Here is a 17,874-nt window from a genome sequence, read left to right as displayed (position 1 = left end):
CCGGTTTCCGGCGCAGCAGGGCAAGCAGCCTCCACCCCGTCGCCCCAGGACAAGTCTTCTGGGGGCAAGTCGTCAATCCTGCGTCAGCCGACCGCCGTCTGGGCGATCGCCTTCGCCTGCGCGATCTCCTTCATGGGCATCGGCCTGGTCGATCCGATCCTGCCCGCCATCAGCCATGATCTGGGCGCGAGCTCGTCGCAGACCATGCTGCTGTTCACCAGCTACCTCTTCATCACGGGCATCGCGATGTTCTTCACCAGCTGGGTCTCCGGGCGCCTCGGCGTCCGGCGGACCCTCCTGGCGGGCCTCGTCCTGATCGTGGTCTTCGCCGGGCTGGCCGGCGCCTCCAGCTCCGTCGGGGAGATCATCGGCTTCCGCGCAGGGTGGGGCTTGGGCAACGCGTTGTTCATCTCGACCGCCCTCGCCGCGATCGTGGCGGCGGCCTCGGGCGGATCACGCCAGGCGATCGTCCTCTACGAGGCCGCCCTCGGTGTCGGCATGGCGGTCGGCCCCCTCGTCGGGGGTGTCCTCGGGTCGCTGTCATGGCGCGGGCCGTTCTTCGGCACCGCGGGTCTGATGGCCATCGCCTTCGTCGCGATCTTCGTCCTGCTGCGCACGCCGAAGCCGACGGCCGAGGAACAGGCCGCCCAGCGCGCCGAGCGTCCTTCGATCGTGGCCGGGTTCAAGGCCCTGGGCAACCCCGCACTGCTCTCGCTCGGAGCCGTCGCGTTCTTCTACAACTTCGGTTTCTTCGTACTGCTGGCCTACAGCCCCTATCCCATGGAGCACGCCGCGGCCGCTGCGGGCATGGAGGCTTTCGGCGCCCATGAGCTGGGCCTGGTGTTCTTCGGATGGGGCGTGGCCCTGGCGATCACCTCGGTGCTCGTGGCCCCGGCCCTGACCCGCCGGTTCGGCCTGCGCCCGGTTCTTTTCACCATGCTGGCGGGACTCACGATCTGCCTGGTCCTGCTGGGCGTCTTCGTCGACTCCCTGCCCGGCCTGATCACGGTGGTGATCGTGAGCGGCCTGCTGCTGGGCGTCATGAACACCTCGCTGACGGAGGCCGTGATGGAGGCCACCGATCTGCCGCGCAACGTGGCGTCCTCCACCTACTCGGCCGTCCGCTTCATCGGCGGCGCGATCGCCCCGGCCGTCGCCGGACCCGTCGCGGCGGCACTCGGTGCGCCCGCACCGTACTGGCTGGGCGCAGCCTCGCTCATCGTGTCCATCGTGGCGCTGATCGTTGCGGGCCGCTTCCTGGCCCACATCGGACGGCCTCATGAGAGCGTGGAGCAGGAGGCGACGATCATCACCGAGGGAGATGCCGCGTAAGCCGCACCTTCCCGGATCGGGCCTGGGCCGTGGCGACTCACCGGAGTCGCCACGGCCCAGGCCTTTCGTATGAGGAAGCAGGCCGGACAGACCGGCGAGGCCTCAGAACTCTTCGTACGTGGCGGGATCCTGGTCCGCGAGCCGCCCGTCGGGCTTTCCGAGAGCGGTGATCGCCTCCAGTTCGGCCTCGCTCAGGGTCACGTCCACCGCGTCGAGGTTCTCCCGCTGGCGGTCGGCGGAGGCGGCCTTCGGCAGGGGGATGGCGCCCCGGGCGATGGCCCAGGCCAGGACCACCTGGCCGGGCGTGGCGTCGTGGGCGCGGGCGATCTCGCCGATGTCCTCGCGGCCGAGCAGATCGTTGCCGCGGCCCAGCGGACTCCACGCCTCGGTGAGGATCCCGTGCTCCGCGTCGTAGGCCAGCTGCTCGTCCTGCGGGAAGTACGGGTGCAGCTCGATCTGGTTGACATCGGGCAGGACCCCGGTTTCGGCCTGGAGCCGGTCCAGGTGCTCCGGCAGGAAGTTGCACACGCCGATGGCGGTGACCAGCCCGCGCTCACGGGCGTCGATCAAGGCCCTCCATGCTTCGACGTACAGGTCCTGGGAGGGGTTGGGCCAGTGGATCAGGTAGAGGTCCAGGTGGTCCAGGCCCGAGCGGAACACGCTCTCCTCGATGGTGGTCAGCGCCTGGTCGTACCGCTGGTGGCGGCCGGGCAGCTTGGAGGTGACGATCAGCTCATCGCGCGAGCGGGCGGCGCGCCGGACCCCCTCGCCCACCGTTCCCTCGTTCTCGTAGTTGAACGCGGAGTCCAGCAGCGTGTAGCCGGCATCGATGGCACGGGCGATGGTGTCCGCCCCTTCAGTGCCGCTCAGCCGGTACGTGCCGAATCCGATAGGGGGCAGTTCGAGACCGCTGTGGGAGATACGCTTCTCATGCATCGTCGAGAACCTCTTTCTTCCGGGACATGCCTCGGATCGCGGATGTCAATGACGTCAAGGCATGGCACCGAGGTGCGCAAAGGGTTCATCGCGAACCGGGTTCAGCTCAGATGTTCGCTGAGCGGCCAGCTCAGCACCCTCTTCGCGCCCGGACTCGCATAAGTCCTCAGTTTGCTCGTGGTCAAGCTCAGGGCTACGAGCGACTCAGCCAGTTGCACCGCCGAAGCGACGCCGTCGACGACCGGTGCCGTCGTTGCTTCACGCACCGCCACGTCGAGTCCTGCCATACCTCCGCAGCCGAGCACGATGACCTCAGCGTGGTCTTCCTGGATCGCCCGGACTGCTTGCTCCACGATAGCGGCGACGGCGCGGTCCTTCGACCGTTCGACATCGAGTACGCCTAGTCCACTGGCCCTCACCGACGCACAGTGGGCATTCAGGCCGGCCACGAGAAGCCGCTCTTCGATAAGTGGCACAGTTCGGTCGAGGCTCGTGACCACCGAGAACTTGCGCCCCAACATCGAGGCCACGTGAGCGGCCGCCTCCGTGATGTCCAGCACTGGAACGTCCAGAAGCTCTTGAAGCCCCTCTTTGCCGTGCTCGCCGAACCCCGCCTGGATGACGGCGTCGTACTCGCCGTCGTAGGTAATCACGCGGTCCATGACCGCAATAGCTGCGAGGTAGCTCTCGAAATTTCCTTCAACCGATTCTGCACCGAACTCTGGCGTCAGCCCCACGATCTCCGTACCCGGAGAGGCTGCCGCCCGTGCCTGGCTGGCGATGCTCGCTGTCATCGACTCTGTGGTGTTGACGTTGACTACGAGAATCTTCACGCGCTCTCCGTGTTCGCGGTTGAGGTTTCCCCCGTCACAGGCAGAAATCTCCTGCAAGCGGGCCATTTGGTCATCAGGAAGTAATAGACCAGGCCGGTTGGTACCAGACTGACGTACCAGCCTACCTCCGCAAAGGCGAACGCAGACGCCGCACCGACGACCAGCGCAATAACCCCCGCCGGATTCACCCCGCGATAGGGACCCGTTTCGTCGTACAACGCCGCCAGCTGCAAAGTCCGGCGCCGGATCGCATAGTAGTCGACCACCATGATTGCGAAGATGGGACCGAGGAATGCCGAATAAATCTGGATGAACGTGCTGAGGCCGTCCGCCGACTCCGGCCGGACCAGGAGCCACGGACATGTTGCCACGGCAAGCAAGCCGATAAGCACCACGGCGACTTTGAACGGGATCTTGAAGACGTCCATGAACACGTACGTGGGAGGCACCACGTTATTGAGGACGTTGGTGGTGACTTGCGCGAAGGCGATGAAGAGCATCGTGATGATCAACAGCGGGGTATTGTCGGTCGCGTTGCTGAAAACCTCGATGGGATCCATCGTCCCGGTGGCACCGGAGACCATGAACCCGATGGCACCCATGAACAAGGTGACCGGCAGAATGGCCATCGAATAAATGGTCGTCAGCAGACTCGGTCCCGTGTCCTTGACATGCTCGCGGGAGTAGTCGCTGACATTGAGCATCATGGTCGCGTAGATACCGAGGAACAACATGGTCGCGGACCAGAACGGAACACCCCAGGTGCCTTCGACATCGATGAGATCCGTGCCGATTTCATCACCGTAGGTATTGATAACGCTGATGAACATGTAGATGAGCGCGCCGAGGATGAAAATTACACCGATATTCTCCAGCCATTTAATGCCGGTAAAACCGTAGATTGAGAGCCCGATCTGCAGTACCTGGAAGAGGATGAAGCAGACCACGACGTTGTCGAAGCCGAAGAGTTCCGCGGTCACCAGGTTGATCGCACCCGCTCCTACCCAGCTCTGGAACCCGTACCAGACCAGGGCGGGAATGGCACGGACCAGGCCCGGGATCTTGGTGCCCGCATAACCGAAGGAACTACGCACCTGAACCACGAAAGGAATGCCGTATTTGTGACCGGCCTGGCCATTGATGGCCAGGCCGACAGCGATGACCAGGCATCCGATCGTCACCGCCAGCACGGTTTGAAGCAGGTTCAAGGTACCGACCAGGCTGGATGCGACGGTGAAGGTTCCGATCGAGACGCATCCGCCCATCCAGGCTGCGAGGTACGACCATCGCCCCATAATGCGATGCCGGCTCGGCGCCAGGGTTTCACCCCCCGCTTTGCGCTCGGGAGAGGACGGCACCGGGGCCTGCGCCCCACTGGATGGAGCGTGCTCTTGGGCAACGGATTCGGTGATCGACATTGGGGAACTCCTCCTCGACCAGGGAATACCCGGCCCGGTGATGGCTTCGACTCAGGATCTCCTCCGGACGCTGCACCGACGTTTCTGCGCCGTGTATAAGTTGTTGCAAGAGCCATGAACAAGATTCAGGGGGCCGATCCCAGAGATGATCGCCCCGGCGCCAATCAGCTGGCATAGCCTGGCGGCATGATCCGGCACGCAACGATCGAACAGTACGTAGAGCAGCTGGCCTCCGGGGAGCCCACTCCGGGCGGTGGGGCGACGGCGGCTATTGAGGTAGCCCACGGGGCGGGCCTGGTGGCCATGGCCGCCCGGTTCAGCGATCAGGAGGACTTGGCCGGGCAATGCGGCGCGCTGGCTTCCCGGGCCCTGGGGCTGTCCGACGACGACGAGCAGGCGTTCGCCCAGGTCGCCGAGGCCTACGATCTTCCACGCGAGGACGAACGCCAGCGCCGGGAACGCTCGAACCGGATCCAGCAGGCGCTGCGGGCAGCGACCGCGCCCCCGAAGGAGATCGCCGAGGCCGCTGCGCAGGTCGTCGATCTGGCCGGGAAGGTGCTGGCCGGCTGCAACCCGAACGTGCTCAGCGACGTGGGCGCTGGGCTCGGCGCCGTTCGCGGGGCGGTCGTGGCCGCCGTCCTGACCCTCGAAACGGATCTCGCGCCTCTGCACGACGAGGGCGTCCGGGCGGGGATCCACGAGAATCTCCAGGCCGCCGAGGATCTGATCGCCCGCTCGGACGACCTGATCCGCGAGGTCCGCGGGCGGATCCGCGGCTGACATGGCCTCACCGGCGAACTTCACCCTCATCCAGCTCCGGTACTTCACGGAGACGGCGCGGGCCGGCAGCATGACCGAAGCGGCCAGGAAGCTGCACATCTCCCAGCCGGCGCTGTCCACCGCGATCAATCAGCTCGAACGCGATCTGGGGGTCACCCTGCTCGAGCGGGTCCCGCGCAAGGGCATCAGGATGACGGCGGCCGGCCGCCAGTTCCATCTCGATGCGGTCGCCCTGCTGGCGCACGCCGAGAGCATGAGGGAGCGAACCGGCAATTTCGGGAGCTCTCTCAGCGGCGTGCTGCGCATCGGCATCTACGCCCCGATGGCTCCGTTCCGCGCTCCCACCCTGATCCAGGCCTGCGCCCGCCGCCACCCGGAACTGACGCTGGAGCTCGTCGAAGCCGATCACGACGAACTGGTCCGCCTGCTGGACGACCAGGAGGTCGATGTGGGGCTGGCCTATGCGATGGCGCCGTTCGAGCACTACAAGACCGAGGTCCTGGAGACCATCGCCCCCCATGCCATCGTGCCGGCGGAGCATCCGCTGGCGAGCTCCGCGGCCCCCGTCAGCCTCCGGCAGCTCGCATCGGATCCGCTGATCCTGCTCGACCTCCCGCACACGGCCTCCTACTACGTCAGCCTCTTCCACTCCGCCGGGGTGGAGCCGACCGTGCGCTTCCGGGTGCAGGGGTACGAGACGGTGCGAGGGCTCGTCGGAAGCGGCTTCGGGGTGTCCGTTCTGAACCAGCGCGTTGCCCATGACGTCACCTACGGCGGCACCCGGGTGGTGGCCGTCCCGCTCCAAGGCCCGCTGCCGGGCCTCGACGTGTGCCTGGTGCGCCGGAGCGGGCAGGAGTCGCACCGGATCGATGCGTTCAGCGAGATCTGCCGGCGGCTCTACTCGGGTCTGCGCTGAATCTGCGCTCTCTTTTCCAACCAAAAATCTTGGCCATTCCCATAAGAAAAGTTTATGGATAATGTTGACAATCCATGCGTACAGACCCTTCCGGTGGAACGCGAGAATGGCGCCATACCGGCAATCGCGCACTCTCAAACCCCGAAAATCATTGTTACAGAGCGGTTTCCAGTACGAGGCTCCATGACACTTCCCAGCGGCTGAGCACACCGTCCTGCATTCCACGCGTCACACCATCTATTGACAGTGACTATGTGAATACCGGACTCTGAGTGACCATGACGGACCAAGCAGACAGCCAAGCCCAACACGTTCTGACTCCGCGCAAACCCGGGATCACCCCTATGCAGCGCCGGGTGCTCGCCGGCGGCAGCGTCGGCCAGTTCATCGAGTTCTACGACTTCGCGCTCTACGGCCTCTCCGCCGTCGTGCTCTCCTCGCTCTTCTTCCCTTCGGAGAATCAGCTCGTGGGCCTGCTCGCCCTGTTCGCGACCTTCGGGGTCGCGTTCTTCATCCGCCCGCTCGGCGGTCTGTTCTTCGGCGCCCTGGGCGACCGGATCGGCCGGCGAAACGTGCTCGTCATCACTCTGCTCACCATCGGCGTGGCCACCACCGGGATCGGCCTCCTGCCGACCTACGAGACCGTCGGGCCCCTGGCCCCGATCCTGCTGGTGCTCCTCCGCCTGCTCCAGGGCCTGTCCGCGGGAGGCGAGTCCGCGGGCGCGCCCTCCTTCGTCTTCGAGCACGCCCCGATCCGGCACCGCGGCCTCTTCATCAACATCACCCTGGCGGCGACGGCACTCCCCTCGGTGGTCGCGGCGTTCTTCATCCTGTTCCTCTCCAGCTCGATGAGCGATGAGGCCTTCCAGTCCTGGGGCTGGCGGATGCCCTTCCTCATCGCCCTGCCCCTGGCCCTCGTCGGGCTGTGGATCCGCTCGAGGACCGAGGAGTCCCCCGCGTTCAAGGAGATGATGCACGAGCAGGAGCAGAAGATCGAGGACCAGGAGATCGCCAAGCACACGCCCGTCCGCGATGCCTTCCGCAACAACTGGCTCAAGATGATCCAGGTCGTGTTCATCATGGGCCTCACGGCGATGGGGTTCTACTTCCTCTCCGGCTACTTCGTCTCCTACGTCCAGACCTCCGGCAACCTGAGCCGGGAGCAGTCATTGCTGCTCAACGGCTTCGCGATGCTCATGTACACGATCCTGCTGCCCATCGCGGGCATGATCGGCGACCGGGTAGGACGGCGGCCCATGATGATCGGCGGGGCACTGGCCATCGCCGTCCTGGCGGTGCCCTCCTTCATGCTCGTCACCAGCGGCAGTGTCGCTCTGGCCCTGTGCGGGCAGCTGTTGTTCGTGGTCGCGATCTGCTCCTACGGCGGCGGCTGCTACACCTTCTTCATCGAGGTCTTCGACACGAAGAGCCGTTTCACCTCCGCCGCCTTCAGCTACAACCTGGGCTACGCGATCCTGGGCGGGACGGCGCCCTTCGTGGGGACCGCACTCGTCAACGCGACGGCGGTGCCCTTCTCGCCGGCCTTCTACGTGATCGCCATCGCCCTCCTGACCCTGCTCGCGATGGCGATCACCCGGGTGCCGGAGACCCGCGGCTGGACGAACTGACCCGCACCCGCCGCACCGCCAGACCCTTCGACGATTGAGAGCCACCGAATGACAACCACACCCCCCGCTGAACCCCACGCGGATATCGCACAGCGCTTCCTCGAGGACTTCCACCACGTCGCCACCATCGGAGCGACCGAGCACCAGGGCGTCGAACGGCAGGCCGCCACCGACGCCGACCGCCGCACCCGCGACTGGTTCACCGCCTTCGCCCGCGAGCGCGGCTGGCAGGTCGAGTGCGATCACATCGGCAACCTGTTCGCCACGGTCGAACTGCGCCCCGGCGCCCCGGCGGTCCTCACCGGCTCGCACCTCGACTCCCAGCCCCGCGGTGGGCGTTTCGACGGCGCCTACGGGGTGCTCGCCTCGCTCCATGCCGCAGCCGAGATCGAACGCCGGGTGCGGGACGGGCAGCTGCGCCCCGACTACAACCTCGTCGTCGTCGACTGGTTCAACGAGGAGGGCAGCCGCTTCGCTCCCTCGATCATGGGCAGCTCGGTCTACACGGGCCTCATGGATCGCGACGAGATCGCCGCCGTGCGCGACGCCGAGGGCACCAGCGTGGGCGAGGCCCTGGCGGCTATCGGATACCTCGGCACCTCCACGGGGCCGGAGGAGGTCGCGGGCTACGCGGAGATCCACATCGAGCAGGGGCGGATCCTCGAGCAGGAGGGCATCGCCCTGGGAGCCGTCGATTCGAGCTGGTACACGCAGAAGCTCGATATCGAGGTGCTTGGCGAGCAGTCGCACACGGGAGCCACGGCCATGGCCGACCGCCGCGACGCGCTCGTCGGCGCAGCGCAGGTGATCATGCTGGTCCGCGATATCTGCAGCGAGTTCCCCGACGGCACCCTGGTGTCCTCGGTCGGGCAGATGACGGTCGAGCCCAACTCCCCGATCGTGGTCAACAGCCGGGTCCACCTGGTCGCCGATCTGCGCGCGAACGACCCCGTCATCGTGCAGCAGGCGCGCGACCGCCTCATGGAGCGCTTCCAGCGGGCGGCCGAGGCGGAACGCCTCGAGATCGTCGCACGCGACTTCGACATCCGGCCCAACCGCTACTACCCGGAGGCCGGCGTGGCGCTGCAGGAGCGCGTCGCCGCCGAGCTGGGGCTGAGCGTGCGGCGCATGCAGACCATGGCCGGGCACGACTCGGTGGCCATGAACACGATCACTCCGTCGGTGATGATGTTCATACCGTCGGTCGACGGGGTATCGCACTGCGAGAGGGAGTTCACGGAGGACGGGGACATGGTCAACGGGGTGCACGCCCTCACCGCCGTGCTCGCCGAGCTCCTGACGGGAGCGCTCGACGGCGTCGAGTACCCGGGCTCCGCACCGGCGGAAGGACAGGGGTGACATCGGTGGTGAACCACGGGATCCACGCCCTCGGCGCGGTCGAGACGCTGCGGAGCTTCCGCGCGCGTGAACTATCCCCCGTCGAGGTCCTCGACGCCCTGCTGGATCGCATCCACGCCGACGACGGAGCCGCTCTCGGCGGCCGCGCCATGGACGGCGAGGGCTCCGCGAACGCGGTGAACGCCGTCGTGCAGGTCCTCGAGGGCAGCCGTGCGGAGGCGCTCGACGCCGAACGGCGCTACGCGCGCGGCGAGTACGACGAGACCCTCGGCCGGGGCAGCAGCGCCCTGCTGGGGCTGCCCGTCGCGACCAAGGAGAAGCACGGCATCGCCGGCGAGACCTTGAGCCAGGGATTCTTCGAGCTGCGCGATGACCGTGCCCCGGCCGACCACCCGGTCATCGAGCGCATCCGGGCCGCGGGCGGGATCGTGCACGCCCGCACGGCCTCCCCCGAGTTCAGCTGCGCCACGGTCACCCACTCGAAGCTGTGGGGCGTGACGCGCAACCCGTGGAACCGCGAGCTCTCACCGGGCGGTTCGTCCGGCGGAGCCGGAGCCGCGCTCGCAGCGGGCTTCACCCCGCTGGCGACGGCCTCGGACATCGCCGGATCCACCCGCATCCCGGCCGCCTTCTGCGGCGTCGTCGGCTACAAGGCGCCATACGGGCGCATCCCCGGGCTGCCGCCCCTCTCGGCCGACTGGTACCGCGGCGATGGACCCATGGCCCGCAGTGTGGCCGACACCGCCCTGCTCACCAACGTGCTCTCGGGCATCCACCCCGTGGATCACGGCACCGTTCCCGGTCACGGCCCCCTTCCGACCGAGTACGGGGACGCTGCGCAGTGGCTGGTCGGCAGACGTATCGCGCTGGCGGTGCGGCTCGGGGACTACCCGGTGCATCCCGACGTCGAGCGCGCGGTGCGCGAGACCACGGCACGGCTCGTCGCGGCCGGCGCGGTCGTCGAGGAGTTCGAGCTGCCCTGGACCTCCGCCGCGGTCCGCGATCTGACGATGGGGCACTTCGGCCACATCCTCGCCCCGGCGATGAGGCAGCTGACCGAGGATATGACCGAGGTCGCCGCCTACACGCAGCGCTTCATCGATGACGCCTCGACCGCGGGCCGGAGCATGAGCCTCGTCGACACGCTTGCGGGCGAGGCACGGCTCCAGGCCGATCTCGCCGCCGCGATGGCGGGGTACGACGCGCTACTGGCGCCTGTCAACGCCGTCGACGGCCTGCGCGCCGACGGCGACTACCTCGACGGTCTCGAGGCGACCGGCCCCGCCGGTGGTCCGGTCCGTCTCGAGCACTACTGGCAGGGGCATATGACCGTGCCGTTCAACGTGAGCAACCGCTGCCCCGTGCTGTCGGTACCCGTGGGGTTCGCCGGCAACGGGCTGCCGGTGGGCCTGCAGATCGTCGGGCATCCCTACGCCGAGGAGAGCGTGTTCCGCGCGGGTGCCGCGATCGAGGCGATCCAGCCCTGGCCGCTGGTCGCCGCCTGACGCCGCACGGACAGCCGGCGCACCGTCGACGTGCTGATGACCGTTCCCGACGGGGTCTGACGGTCATCAGCACGTCAACGACGACGAAGCGGCCCGAACGGCGCTACTGCCCTCCAACGCTGCGCCCGGAGCGCAGATGGTCGATGAAACCCGAGATCCGCTCATGGAGCTGCGGGAAGGCGCCCTGGAGCGGGGTCTCGTCCCGGATCACGTCCGCGAGCTCCTCGAGGGTCTCGTCGATCACGGCCCTCCCCCGGCGCAGGCGCCATGCCGAGAACTCCGCTTCGAGATCTTCACGCGTGATCTCCAGATGGCGGTATTTCCTGTTCACCGACAGGGCGAGTCTCCCATCCTTGCTCAGGTGCGCCTGAGGCACGACATCGTAGGCAGGAGCCAGCCGGACCTCCCCATCGGGAGAGTGGAGGAGCCCCAGGTTCTTGGTGTGCATGTCGAGATTCCCGACCGCGACTGCCAGAACCGTCATCCTGGCGAGCCGATGCAGGTCGGGCTCCGGGGTGTGGCGTCTCAAGGTCTCGGCCACCCGCCCCAGGCTCACGACGCCGCCGAGCTCCTGATACTTCTCGTTGCCCTCGGCGCCGAGAGCCTGATTGAAGTCCTCCTGGTGGACTCGTACGCCGTCCCTTCGGTCGTATCGTTCGATGACGAGTGCAGGCAGGCCGTCGAACTCCTGGATCGAGGTGCCGAACTCCGCCAGCCTGATCCGACGAGCCACGCGAGAGCCGAACTCCTCGTCGAAGATGACGGATCCTCCCATCCCGCCGAGCTGCGGTTTGAGAATGTGCGTGGTGGGATGGCCGCCGAGCGCCTGCGCCCAGCCCTGCCCGGTCTCCACCAGGACGACCTTCGGCTGGACGCCTCCGAGCGAGGACTTGCCCGTGGCGGCATCGTTTCCGAGCGGGGAGCCGATCGGGTCCTCGAGCAGTCGGCGGACCTGGGAATCGGTTACCGGTTTGAGCTCCGGTGTCCTGGGCTCGGTGGGGTCCTCGAGGTCCCAGATCTGCAACGCCCCGGCCACGTCCCGGCCGTACCGAGCGAGGAAGGCCGGAGTATCGCCCTTGCGGAGCCTGCTCTGCGCGAGCATGTAGTCGTACTGGTCACCCTCGGGCAGGAGCTCGCTGAACCAGTTTCTACGCCGGGCCGCATGATGGCGGCGTTGAGCGGGGGTCAGCGGGATGGCCACCGACAGTACGGGACTGTTCGTGCCGAAGTGCTCGATGCCCTCTTCGGCCGGGACGAAGTCGTAGTCTCTCGCCCCGCCCTCGATCGTTCCGATGAACCTGTCGTAGAGCTCAACCGCCAGTCTCATCGTCCTCCCTCCAGGTCGCGGTGAGCTCGAGGCCGGTCGCCCCGGCCATGGCGAGCAGGCGCCTCAGATGGATCGTCGACTTGCCGCTCTCGATCTCGCTGACCGCGCTCTGGCTGATGCCGATCTCCTCGGCCAGCTCGCTCTGCGACATGCCGTGGGCCAGCCGCGACTGCTGGATGGCGAGTCCGAAGTCCGCGGGTGTGCGTAGTCGTGCCGTGCGTTTCATCGACCGGCCTCCTGGTGTATCGGGATTCCCGGATATATCCGTGTTATCTGGATTTCAAGATAGTGCGAGTCTATCTTGAAATCCAGATAACACGGGGGCTCGAGGTCGGGGCGCTGCGCCTCCGGAGGCGCATCACTCGCCGCGGGACCACACCCGCCACAGCTGGGCGTATCTGCCTCCGGCCGACACCAGCTCGTGATGGCTGCCCCGCTCGACCACGGTCCCGCCTTCCAGCACGAGGATGCAGTCGCACGCGGCGGCCTGGCTCAGGCGGTGCGCGACCACCAGGGCGGCCCGTCCGCGCACTGCTGCGGCGGCGGTCTGCTCCAGCCTGCGGGCGTCCACGCTGCCCGCCTCGGCGGTGGCCTCGTCCAGCACCGCCAGCTGAGGCCCGGCCAGGGCCAGGCGGACCAGGGCCAGCTGCTGGGAGGCCGCCGGGTCCAGGGTGTGCCCCTGCCGTCCCAGGACGGTGTCCAGCCCTTCCGGGCAGTCGGCCAGCAGGGCACCGGCGCCGAGCCGGTCGATGACGGCCAGCAGGTGGTCGTCACCGGCATCCGGTGCCGCCAGGGTGAGGTTCTCCCGCAGGGTCGCGGCGAATACGTGGTCCTCCTGGGTGACGGTCCCGATCGCCTCGTCCGGAACCGTCGCCGACCGCCGGCCGGAGTCCGCGCCGAGCAAGCCGGAGACGATCGCCGCCAGGGTCGACTTCCCCGACCCCGTGGAGCCCACCAGCGCCACGTGCTCCCCGGGGTGCAGGTCAAGGTCGATCCCGTGCAGGACCTCGGGGCCGTCGTCGTAGGCGAAGCGGACCCCGCGCAGGCTGACCAGTGCGCTCGTAGCGCCGCGTTCCCCGGGTCCGCCGGCGGCAACAGCTCGTTCGGGGTTCCCGGCGGAACCCAGGCGGGTCACCCCGACCACTCGGCCCAGGGCGGAAGCCGCGGACTGCAGGTCGTCGGCGATGAACAGCATCTCGGCGACCGGGTCCATGATCCGCAGGAACAGCAGCACTCCGGCGGTCAGCGCGCCGGCGGTGGTATCCGTGGTCAGCGCGATCCAGGTCGCCACGACCAGCACCACCAGCAAGCCGGCCAGCTCGGTCGAACTCACCCGGGCCATGAGCACGTTCTGCACGATCCTGGTCCGCATCGCCCAGCCCACGTGCACCCAGGAGGCGTCCCTCACCTGGGCCACCTGCCGGTCCTCGAGCCGGTAGGCCCGCACCGTCCGCTCGGCCCTGAAGGTGTCCACCACGTGCCGGGCCCGGCCGGCCAGCGCACGCCGCTCGGCCGCATAGGTGACCGGTCCGGTCCGCAGGTACCAGCGCATGGTCCACGCCACCATCGGCGCCACCACCAGCGCTGCGGCCAGGTAACGCCAGTCCAGTGCCCCCAGCCCGAGACCCACGGCCACGAGCGTGAAGACCAGCGAGGTCAGCCGGGGCAGGATCGAGGTCGCGTTCTCGGACAGCTCGGTCACGTCCGCGGTCGCCCTCGAGAGCACGTCTCCTCCGCCCACGGAGTCCACGAGCTGCCGCGGCAGCCTGAGCACCTGGCTCACGAATCGTTCGCGGAGCCCGGCCAGGACCGGTTCCACCAGTCGGGCCATGCCCCACGCGGAGAGCCAGGCCAGCACCCCCGTGACGACGCCGGCGCTGCCCAGCAGGACGATCATCCACCAGACCGCCTGACCGCGGCCGGCGATGATCAGGTCCACGATCGCGCCGATGAGCAACGGCACCACGAGCGCCATCACGGCCCCGAGGGCGAACAGCAGGAGAATCCCGGCCAGAGCGACCCGGCGGCCCCTGAAGGCCGCCCATAGCTCGGCCAGCGTCTGCCGTCCCGTCGCGACCGGGAGGATGCGCGGCTGCCGCTGCGTGAGCTGCGCCGCAGCGCCGGCTCCGGGGGCCTCCCGCGCGCTCACGATCCGAGCTCCACGGTCTCGTCCGCCACCGCTTCGAACGCCGCCGAGTCGGTGACCACCACGGTGGCCAGGCCGGCCCGGTGCCGGGCCACTCTGACGGCGATCTGCTGCTCGGTGGCGGCGTCCACGGAGGTCGTCGGTTCCACCAGCACCAGCGTCGGCGGGCGCGCGGCCAGGGCGCGGGCGAGGGCGACGCGCTGACGCTGCCCCCCGGACAGGGCGGAGCCGAACTCGCCGGTGTCGTGGTCGTATCCACCGGACAGCTCCGCCGGTTCCAGGCAGGCCGCTCGGAGGGCGCCCGTCGCCTCGGCGTGGTCGACGTCGCGCTGTCCCACCGCGCGCACGTTCTCCGCCACCGAACCGGCCAGCATCTGCGGTGCCCGCGGGGCGGCCAGGACGCCGGGCTGCCCCTGCAGCCCGCGGACCAGAGCACCAGCGGCCTCCGGCCCCGCGGTTCCCGCTTTGACCACGCAGAACCCGGTTCCGGACGCGGCCAGACGCGCCGCCAGGGTGTCCACCCGGCTCGAGATCGCATCACCGGCACCAGCCGCGGTGCCTGCAGTGTCGGGACGGTCCGGATCTCCGCCGGCGGAGAGATCGAGGATCCGTCCCGCGGCCCCGCGCGCGGAGGCCCAGAAGGAGACGAGCGCGTCCACGATGGTGCCCAGCGGGCCGATCACGCTCACGCTCAGCCCGGCGACGGTCGCCAGCGCGCCAACGCTGACCTCCCCCCGAAGACCCAGCACGGCCGCCACCGCCACCACCAGGGCGGCGAACAGGGCGCTGACGCCGGAGACCACGCCGTCGAACCGCGCCTCGGTGGACCGCGCCGCCAAGGTGGTGCGCAGGGTTTTACGGGAGACGGCGCCGTATCGTTCGGCCGCCGCGCGCTCCGCGTGCAGCCCGCGCAGCGTGCGCATTCCCTCGAGGGTGTCCGAGGCCGATCCCGCGACTTCCCCCAGGGCCGCCAGTTCGGCGGCGGACCGGCGTTCGAGCGCTTTGCTCATCAGGTTCAGCAGGGCCAGCATGACCGGCGCGCCCACCAGCACCGTGATCCCCAGCGCCGGGTGGAGGAACCAGAGGATCACCGTGGTGGTGAGCAGCGCCACCGCTTCGCCGGGCGGGTAGACCATCACGAACAGCACCCGGCAGGCTCGGGACACATCGGCCGTGACCCTGGAGAGCACCTCCCCGGGCAGCCGGCCGCCGTTGCCGACCGCCAGGGTGCGCGAGATCACCTGCTGGCTCAGTTCGTGCTGGGCGCGCTGCACCCCGTACCAGCCGATCCGCCCGCCGAAGCGCAGGGTCGAGATCATGATCACGTACAGGCCCGCGAAGACGGCCAGCATGATCGCGAGCGCACCCCAGACCTGCTCTGCGGGCGCACCGTCCAGCGCCGGAGCGAAGACCCGGTCCACGACCGCGCCGATGGCCACGGGGATGAAGGTGGAGGCCAGTTTGCCGACGGCGGTCAGCGTGGCGCCCACGCCGACCCACCGGAGACTGGCCCGGCAGATCTGCCGCAGCAGCCCGGCCGGGGTCGCGCGCGGATCGAAGCGCAGCCGCATGGTCGCCGGCGGTGCGGCCGGGGCCTCGAACCAGCCGTACCTGCGCCTGCTCTCCCCTCCTCCCGTCCAAGTGTCGTTCTCCTCCGTCGGTGTCTTCTCCGTCAGTGTCTTCCGCCCCGGTTCAGCTGACATCTCGGTCCAGGGCCTCCGGCGCGGTGCCGTCCCCTGCTGGGTCGGACAGGGAGACGCCGATCGGCGGGTTCTCGTCGGAGGCCCCGGGGCCGGGCCGCAGCAGGTAGAGGGATCCGCCCCAGCCGACCATCCGCGTGCCCGCCAGGTGCAGCCCGGAGACCTCCGCGAACAGGCCCCTGAGCTCGTCGTCGGTTCTGGCCCCGCCTCCGGTCAGGGCGTAGTCGATCAGGTCGTGCTCGAGATCGTGCTCGTCGATGTCCGCCGGGTCCAGGGGACGTTCGAAGACGTAGACCGTTCCCGTCTCCGGCTCCTGGCGCACGCTGCCCGCGGCGCCGGCCAGGATGTGCCGGGCATCCGCGTCGCCCGAGTTCCTGAGCACCCCTGCCAGCAGGACGGCGGAGTACCGTTCCGCCAGCGGTTCGAACAGGCTGGCCACGGCCGTGCCGACGCGTTCGTGCGCGGGGTGGTTCACCGCGTACTGCTCGAGCTCGTCGGGGGTGCCCAGTACGGTGACCCGCACGGCCGGATCGGCTCCGGCCAGGGTATGGGCCAGCTCCCCGGCGGCCGGCCCCGCCACCGCCACCGTGGGCAGCTGCGCCAACGGCAGGGCCCCGGCCAGCGTCGCGGCGATGTACCCGGCGAACTCCTCGGCGTCCGCGATCCGGGAGGCCTGCAGCGCCGGGGTCTGCTCGACGTATTCGCGGTGAGTGGCGCCGTAGTGCCGGACGTGGCCCTCCCCCGTGCCGCGCACGGCATCGAGCAGGGACAGGCAGGCGGCCACCTCCGCATAGGCGTGATAGCCGTCCAGATCGAGTTCCTGCTGGACGTGCTCCTCCTCGAGGATCTGGCCGACGGCGCCCAACCGGTACCGCGTGGTCGTATCGGCCGGCATGCCCTCGTGCCGGTCCGGTGTCCCCTCGGCCTCCAGTACCTCGAGGGCGGCCAGGTAGCGCAGCAATCTGGCCAGCCCGTCCTCGGGCACGCCCAGGGCAGAGGCCAGCTCGGCCGGGGACTTCGCGGCGCCGTCGAAGGCCTCGGCCAGCCCCAGGGTCACGGCGGTCCGGATCGCGAAACCCGGCACGATCTCGGCGAGCTCGTGCAGCCGTTCGGCGGCGCTCTCGGCGTCGGAGTCCTCGGGCAGCTCCGGGTCCTCGGAGGAGGCGGCGACCGCCTGACGACGCCAGTACCCGGTGACCTCGACCTGCTCCCGGTCCAGGCCCCGTTCCCTCTTGAGCCACCGGCGGATGGGCGCCAGGGTCAGCGCTTCCCCGGCCACCCAGGCGAAGGGTGTGCCCTCCCACCAGTCGGCGGCGACGATTGCGTCCTGGAGCAGCGTGGTGGTGCCCGGCTCCGCACCGTCGCGGCTGAGCCAGGTCAGCTCCACGCCGTCGGGGACGGGAAGCTCCGGCTGGCGGTGCGAGTCCTCCGCCACCTCGATGAACACCTGGCCCCGGGCTCCCGCGGGCCACTCCTCGAGCCAGCGCCCGATGGCCGGCAGGGCGGTCTCATCCCCGGCCACCAGGGTCCAGTCCGCCCCTTGAGGGTGGGTCGAGGAGGACTTCGGGCCGGCGATCGGGATGACGTCACCGGGCTGGGCGCGGCGCGCCCAGGTGGTCGCCGCCCCCAGGCCGTGGACCACGAAGTCGACGTGCAGCTCACCGTGCTCCCCGACGGCGGGATCCCAGCGGCGGGCCGTGTAGGTGCGGAAGACCAGGTGCTCGTCGCGCGGCCAGATCACCCGCCCCTCTCCCTGCTCCGGGAACAACGGGGTCTCACGGGAGGGGTGGGTGAAGAACAGCTTGAACTCGTCGTCGAACCCGTCGGAACGGAAGGCGTTGACCGGCAGCCCGTTCGGGGCGGTGTGCGCCTTCATCCCCGGTCCGCCCAGGGTGATCCTGCGCATCCCGGGCGTCACGTCGGTCACGCGGAGCACTTCGACCTCGCGGACGGTGATGGGGAAGATCTCTGTGTGCCGGAGGCTCTGGGCCATG

At 68.9% G+C, this 17,874-nt stretch carries 14 protein-coding genes; 6 read left to right on the top strand and 8 right to left on the bottom strand.

Annotated elements, in window-relative coordinates; all coding sequences use genetic code 11:
* Positions 1-75 precede the first annotated feature (75 nt).
* The gene (locus FCK90_RS10900) at positions 76-1,332 is read left to right on the top strand and encodes an MFS transporter (protein WP_158034326.1); all 1,257 of its coding nucleotides are present in this window, start codon (positions 76-78) and stop codon (positions 1,330-1,332) included.
* A 102-nt stretch (positions 1,333-1,434) separates the two neighbouring features.
* Here FCK90_RS10900 and FCK90_RS10895 read toward each other — a convergent pair whose 3' ends face one another.
* The 3 genes from FCK90_RS10895 to FCK90_RS10885 form a co-directional block, all read right to left on the bottom strand.
* Complete coding sequence (locus FCK90_RS10895) at positions 1,435-2,268, bottom strand: aldo/keto reductase (protein WP_158034325.1); 834 nt, start codon at positions 2,266-2,268, stop codon at positions 1,435-1,437.
* 101 nt (positions 2,269-2,369) lie between these two features.
* A complete protein-coding gene (locus tag FCK90_RS10890; protein WP_158034324.1) occupies positions 2,370-3,101 on the bottom strand; it encodes an aspartate/glutamate racemase family protein in 732 nt (243 codons plus the stop codon).
* A complete protein-coding gene (locus FCK90_RS10885; RefSeq protein WP_158034323.1) occupies positions 3,098-4,519 on the bottom strand; it encodes an NCS1 family transporter in 1,422 nt (473 codons plus the stop codon). Before FCK90_RS10885 ends, FCK90_RS10890 begins: the two co-directional genes overlap by 4 nt.
* 186 nt (positions 4,520-4,705) lie before the next feature.
* On the opposite strand from FCK90_RS10885, the gene FCK90_RS10880 reads away from it, so the two are divergent.
* The 5 genes from FCK90_RS10880 (at position 4,706) to FCK90_RS10860 (ending at position 10,707) form a co-directional block, all read left to right on the top strand.
* On the top strand, positions 4,706-5,299 hold the full coding sequence (locus tag FCK90_RS10880) for a cyclodeaminase/cyclohydrolase family protein (RefSeq protein WP_158034322.1): 594 nt from the start codon (positions 4,706-4,708) through the stop codon (positions 5,297-5,299).
* A 1-nt stretch (position 5,300) separates the two neighbouring features.
* The gene (locus FCK90_RS10875) at positions 5,301-6,215 is read left to right on the top strand and encodes a LysR family transcriptional regulator (RefSeq protein WP_158034321.1); all 915 of its coding nucleotides are present in this window, start codon (positions 5,301-5,303) and stop codon (positions 6,213-6,215) included.
* A gap of 278 nt (positions 6,216-6,493) precedes the next feature.
* Positions 6,494-7,843 carry an MFS transporter gene (locus tag FCK90_RS10870; protein ID WP_246180180.1) on the top strand — a complete coding sequence of 450 codons (1,350 nt, stop codon included), beginning with the start codon at positions 6,494-6,496 and terminating at the stop codon, positions 7,841-7,843.
* Positions 7,844-7,891: 48 nt separating this feature from the next.
* Positions 7,892-9,202, top strand: a complete 1,311-nt coding sequence (locus FCK90_RS10865) for a M20 family metallo-hydrolase (protein ID WP_158034320.1) — start codon at positions 7,892-7,894, stop codon at positions 9,200-9,202.
* The gene (locus FCK90_RS10860; protein WP_246180179.1) at positions 9,199-10,707 is read left to right on the top strand and encodes an amidase; all 1,509 of its coding nucleotides are present in this window, start codon (positions 9,199-9,201) and stop codon (positions 10,705-10,707) included. The genes FCK90_RS10865 and FCK90_RS10860 overlap by 4 nt, the downstream gene beginning before the upstream one ends.
* Before the next feature lie 103 nt (positions 10,708-10,810).
* Here the strand turns inward: FCK90_RS10860 and FCK90_RS10855 are convergent, their stop codons facing one another.
* The 5 genes from FCK90_RS10855 to FCK90_RS10835 form a co-directional block, all read right to left on the bottom strand.
* Positions 10,811-12,034, bottom strand: coding sequence for a type II toxin-antitoxin system HipA family toxin (locus tag FCK90_RS10855; RefSeq protein ID WP_158034319.1), 1,224 nt, complete (start codon positions 12,032-12,034; stop codon positions 10,811-10,813).
* Positions 12,018-12,260, bottom strand: a complete 243-nt coding sequence (locus FCK90_RS10850) for a helix-turn-helix domain-containing protein (RefSeq protein ID WP_158034318.1) — start codon at positions 12,258-12,260, stop codon at positions 12,018-12,020. Before FCK90_RS10850 ends, FCK90_RS10855 begins: the two co-directional genes overlap by 17 nt.
* A gap of 132 nt (positions 12,261-12,392) precedes the next feature.
* Positions 12,393-14,183 (bottom strand): ABC transporter ATP-binding protein, encoded by a 1,791-nt coding sequence (locus FCK90_RS10845; protein ID WP_158034317.1) that lies wholly within the window; start codon positions 14,181-14,183, stop codon positions 12,393-12,395.
* Complete coding sequence (locus FCK90_RS10840; RefSeq protein WP_158034316.1) at positions 14,180-15,883, bottom strand: ABC transporter transmembrane domain-containing protein; 1,704 nt, start codon at positions 15,881-15,883, stop codon at positions 14,180-14,182. Before FCK90_RS10840 ends, FCK90_RS10845 begins: the two co-directional genes overlap by 4 nt.
* Positions 15,873-17,873: a siderophore-interacting protein gene (locus tag FCK90_RS10835; RefSeq protein WP_158034315.1), complete on the bottom strand. Its 2,001-nt coding sequence runs from the start codon at positions 17,871-17,873 to the stop codon at positions 15,873-15,875. The genes FCK90_RS10840 and FCK90_RS10835 overlap by 11 nt, the downstream gene beginning before the upstream one ends.
* Position 17,874 lies beyond the last annotated feature (1 nt).

Source organism: Kocuria coralli, assembly GCF_008831305.1.
In the GTDB taxonomy this organism is placed as follows: Bacteria; Actinomycetota; Actinomycetes; order Actinomycetales; family Micrococcaceae; genus Kocuria; species Kocuria coralli.
Note: the sequence above shows the minus strand (reverse complement) of the source record. Positions and strands in the feature narration are given on the sequence as shown.

What these genes read in the sequence shown, in the direction of transcription:
- FCK90_RS10885 (WP_158034323.1), bottom strand. Translation starts at nt 4,519, where the DNA reads ATGTCGATCACCGAATCCGTTGCCCAAGAGCACGCTCCATCCAGTGGG.
- FCK90_RS10835 (WP_158034315.1), bottom strand. Translation starts at nt 17,873, where the DNA reads ATGGCCCAGAGCCTCCGGCACACAGAGATCTTCCCCATCACCGTCCGC.
- FCK90_RS10895 (WP_158034325.1), bottom strand. Translation starts at nt 2,268, where the DNA reads ATGCATGAGAAGCGTATCTCCCACAGCGGTCTCGAACTGCCCCCTATC.
- FCK90_RS10870 (WP_246180180.1), top strand. Translation starts at nt 6,494, where the DNA reads ATGACGGACCAAGCAGACAGCCAAGCCCAACACGTTCTGACTCCGCGC.
- FCK90_RS10865 (WP_158034320.1), top strand. Translation starts at nt 7,892, where the DNA reads ATGACAACCACACCCCCCGCTGAACCCCACGCGGATATCGCACAGCGC.
- FCK90_RS10875 (WP_158034321.1), top strand. Translation starts at nt 5,301, where the DNA reads ATGGCCTCACCGGCGAACTTCACCCTCATCCAGCTCCGGTACTTCACG.
- FCK90_RS10855 (WP_158034319.1), bottom strand. Translation starts at nt 12,034, where the DNA reads ATGAGACTGGCGGTTGAGCTCTACGACAGGTTCATCGGAACGATCGAG.
- FCK90_RS10840 (WP_158034316.1), bottom strand. Translation starts at nt 15,883, where the DNA reads ATGTCAGCTGAACCGGGGCGGAAGACACTGACGGAGAAGACACCGACG.
- FCK90_RS10850 (WP_158034318.1), bottom strand. Translation starts at nt 12,260, where the DNA reads ATGAAACGCACGGCACGACTACGCACACCCGCGGACTTCGGACTCGCC.
- FCK90_RS10880 (WP_158034322.1), top strand. Translation starts at nt 4,706, where the DNA reads ATGATCCGGCACGCAACGATCGAACAGTACGTAGAGCAGCTGGCCTCC.